The 4100-nt window shown below is 68.7% G+C and carries 2 protein-coding genes; one reads left to right on the top strand and one right to left on the bottom strand.

The window, feature by feature from the left end; genetic code table 11:
* Positions 1–92: 92 nt before the first annotated feature.
* Positions 93–1079 (bottom strand): leucine-rich repeat domain-containing protein, encoded by a 987-nt coding sequence (locus ABT006_RS34820; protein ID WP_350712725.1) that lies wholly within the window; start codon positions 1077–1079, stop codon positions 93–95.
* A 591-nt stretch (positions 1080–1670) separates the two neighbouring features.
* Here ABT006_RS34820 and ABT006_RS34815 point away from each other — a divergent pair.
* Positions 1671–3935 carry an NACHT domain-containing protein gene (locus ABT006_RS34815; RefSeq protein WP_350712724.1) on the top strand — a complete coding sequence of 755 codons (2265 nt, stop codon included), beginning with the start codon at positions 1671–1673 and terminating at the stop codon, positions 3933–3935.
* The last annotated feature ends 165 nt before the right edge of the window (positions 3936–4100 follow it).

Raw genomic sequence — 4100 nt, 5'->3', positions numbered from 1 at the left:
TCATCTTCCCTCGACAAGAAGAATGATCAACCAAGGGCTGTCCCCATGATCAGTCGGGGTCACCGACCAACCGCCGCAGGTTAAAGATCAAGCTAGCGTCTGTATCGAAGTGGGGCCGGAGCGGGTGCGCGGCTCTCCAGCCAGTCGGGCAGCTCGGTGAGCGGATTTCCGTCCAGGTACAGGTCGGTGAGCGCGGTCAGATTTCGCAGCGAGTCCGGCAGCACGGTGAGGTGGTTGTTGCTCAGCCAGAGCATGGTGAGTGCGGTGAGATTGCCCAATGAGTCCGGCAATGTCGTGAGGCCGATATCGGACAAACCGAGGCGAGCGAGGCCGGTGAGGTTTCCCAGCCAGTCGGGCAGACCGGTGAGCGGGTTGCCTTCCAGGTACAAGGCGGTCAACCCGGTGAGGTCCCGCACCGGGTCTGGCACCTCGGTGAACGCGTTGTCCTCCAGCCAGAGCGTGGTGAGGTTGGTGAGGCTGCGCAACGAATCCGGCAGCGCGGTCAGCCTGTTGCGATCCAGCGCCAGGCGGGTCAGGGAGGTCAGGCTCCCCAGCCAGGCCGGCAGTATCGCGAGGCGATTGTTGGACAGACAGAGATAGGCGAGGGTGGTGAGCCTGCTCAACGTGACCGGCAGCGTGGTGAACGCGTTGTCGTGCAGGTACAGGTTGGCGAGGGAACCGAGATTGCCCAGCGAATCCGGCAGGTCGGTGAGCTTGTTGCCGAACAGGTGCAGCTCCGCGAGGGCCGGAAGGTCCCCCAGCCAGTCCGGCAGGTCGATAATCCGGTTGTGGCCCAACTGGAGTTCGGTGAGGGCGGTGAGGTTCCGCAACGAGTCCGGAAGCTCGGTGAGGCGGTTGCTGGACACGCTGAGCCTTGTGAGGGTGGCGAGTTTCCCGAGCCAGTCCGGCAGGCTGGTGAGCTGATTGCCGTCCAGTCGCAGGTCGGTGAGTACGGTGAGGTCGGCCAACGAATCCGGCACTTCGCGCAGGCCGAGGAGGGTCAGGTCTAACGAGGTGGCGTGGGTTTCCAGCGCTTCGTTGATGCGGACCTGAGCGGGTGGAACCATGCTGACCTTCAATGCGGTGATTCGACGGTCGCGCCGTCGTCGCGCTACGAACGAGGATACGTGCCCCAACCGCACGCCTCAGCCCACCGCTCACGCACGCGCCGTCCGGCTGGCCCTTCAGCGGCCAACTGTCGAGGCAGGTCGTCACGCGGCCGTCTGCCTCCCTCTCGGCCGACATCTCGGCCGCCCACTCCGAGCAGGCTCACCCCTATCCGCCAGCGTCTGACCATTCGATCTTCCGCATCTGAGCGATGTCTCGCAACCCCGGTCCCTGTCTGCTGAGGACAGCCGCCACAGTCGCCTATGCGCAGGCGATCCGCGAGACAATCAGATCGGTTTCCCGTTCACCGTGCTGGCCCTTGGTTGTCAGACTTCTACTCTGAACAGAAGAACGATCGACCACGGGGCCGTGCCCACAAGGAGCCAGGGCCGGCACCGAACCGCCAAGACCCAAGTTAGGACTGCGGAGGATCTGCAATTTCCCGGGGCCGGGTGCGGTTTGCCGACGAGGTCTTCGAGGCGCCGGCGACCGACGTCCGGGTGCCCCTACGAGAGCACTCACGTCGATACGGCACGCAGGTTACGTTGACCTAGGAGATCTGGATGCGGCGTTTCCTTCTACCACTGGCCGTGGTGCTGTCCGCCGTACTCGGTCTCGCGGTCAACCTGGCTTCTGAGACGATCCCCCTCCCGCCATGGCTCGGCTGGGCCCCCTGGGTCGCGATCGTCCTGCTGGTGGTGGCCATCGTGGTGGTGGAGGGGCGGCAGGGTCGTGAGGATCCGCAGTTGTCGGCGCCGGAGCAGCTCACGGAGGCGGCGAACCTGCTTGCCCAGGCCACCGTGTCGCAGTGGTCAGCGCACGCCGATGCCTGGGGCATCGGGACGAACGCCGACCCGGTGCGGGTCACCTGGCACCGGGACCATCAGCGGTCGCTGCCGATGCACGAGGTGTTCGGCGCTTCCGAGGGAAACGTTCGGCGGGTTCCGCGCCGTCGAAGCGCCAGCCGCCGAGCCCCGGACGGAAACCACCCGGGCGAACAAGGCGTGGTCACCCGCCTGTATGCCGACCTGTATCGGCGGATCCAGCGCCAGCAACTGGTCCTGCTCGGCCCGGCCGGTAGCGGGAAGACCGCAACGATGCTGATCCTGCTGATCGAGGCAGCGAAGGAGTGCGTCAGACCGGCCTCGGCACCGGAGCGCGCCGACACGCCGGTGCCGGTCTGGGTCACCCTGGGCGGGTGGAACCCGGACGAGAGGTCGCTGCTCGACCATGTGGTCGAGGAGATGGAGACGAACTTCCCGGCGCTGCGGCACCCGCGATACGGCGCGGACGTCGCACGCCGCCTGGTCGCGCAGAAGCGGGTGGCGCTCTTCCTCGACGGCCTCGACGAGATGCCCGCGGCGGGGCAACGGGCCGCGCTCACCAGGATCGCGCGCGAGGCCGCCGGCCTGCGGATCGTGCTCACCTCCCGGATCGAGGGGTACGACCAGGCGCGTGCCGGCGGACGGTTGCCGCGCCCGGTCGTCCTCCAGCTCGACAAGGTCGAGTCGAGGACCGCCGTCGAGTACCTGCGCCGTGGTCACGACAGTGACCGGCAACGCCGGTTCTGGCACCGGCTCACCGAGCATCTGCTCAGCCGACCCGACTCGCCGGTCGCGCAAGCGTTCGCCACCCCGCTGATCCTGAGTCTGGCCCGCAACGCGTTCGACGGGCCGGACGGCGACGTACCCGATCCTGCGGAGCTGATCGGGCTCCCCTCGGTGGCGGCGGTGAAGGCCCGCGTGATCGGCCAGTTCCTGGAGCGGGCCTACCCGTCCGGTTCCGGCCGGCGCGGCGGGCGCGACCAGCGTCACCTGTTCTACCTGTCCTGGCTCGCTCACCACCTGCGGGGGCGCCGCGACCTGCGCTGGTGGGAGATCCCGACCTGGATTCCGATCAGGGCTCTGTCGATCGCGGCCGGCACCGGGATCGGGCTACCGACCGCAGTGCTGGCCAGCGCGTGCGTGGCGTTGACCGGCGGGGCTCGGTCCGATGTGTTGTTGACGTTCCTGGGCGCGTTCCTCGTGGCTGTCGCCGCGGTCGGGTTCATCCTGACGTCCTCCCCTTCCGCCTCGATGCCGACCCCGACCGAACCGATCGGTATGGACCTGCGGTGGCCGACTCGGGCGGAGCTGCGGATGCTGTGGCTGGCCGGATCGGGACCGCCGCTGGCTGTCGGGGTGGGCGTCGGACTCGTCCTCGGCCCGTTCGCCGGCGTGCTCTCCGGGTTGGCTCTCATGGGCCTCCTGATCGTCGGTCCGTCGATCGGCCGGGCCAACGTCACGTTCGGCCTGTTCGGCATCTGGCTGACGCCGCTGGCCGACTCACCAGCGAGCACCCCGGGTGGCACGTTTCGGGCCGACCGCCGCCGCACCCTGGTCACGGTCAGTTCTGCGGTGATCCTCGGTGGCGTCGTGTTCGCGCTGTTCAACGTCGCGGATCCGCCTCGGCCCGGGACGTGGTCGGTCGGACCGGAGCTCGGCATCGTGATCGGGGCGATGTACGGCGTCATCACCGGCCTCGGCCCGGCAGTGCTGACGGGCTTCGCCCAGGTCGTGTTGCTGCTGCACGGACGTCCGCCGGTACGGTTCCCGGTGCTGTTCCGGGAGGCGCTGCGGCGGCAGGTGCTGCGCCAGGCTGGTGTGGTGTACCAGTTTCGGCACGCCGAACTCCAGGACCACCTGGCCGCCGCCTACGAGCGACGGCAGGATGCGGGCCCGGCCCGCCGGACGTTGGTGCCGGAGGCCGACGGTGAGACGGTGACGACCGCCCGGTGGCCGGGCGGTCAGCGGAACCGGCCGGGACGGCTCGACCTCGGCTCGACCTGACCGTACCGCCGCATGCTTCGCCCGGGCGCTTCATCGCGGGGTACCAGGCGAAGGGCGCTTGATGCGCCTCGATCAGGACAGCGCCCGTACGAGGTCGTGCCCTGCCGCCCGCCGGGCGGCCCGGCCCCCCCGCAACAACCGAACAACCGGGGGGCACGCCCCACC

The sequence above is a fragment of the Micromonospora sp. NPDC002717 genome, assembly GCF_040295705.1.
Lineage (GTDB): Bacteria > Actinomycetota > Actinomycetes > Mycobacteriales > Micromonosporaceae > Micromonospora.
Note: the sequence above shows the minus strand (reverse complement) of the source record. Positions and strands in the feature narration are given on the sequence as shown.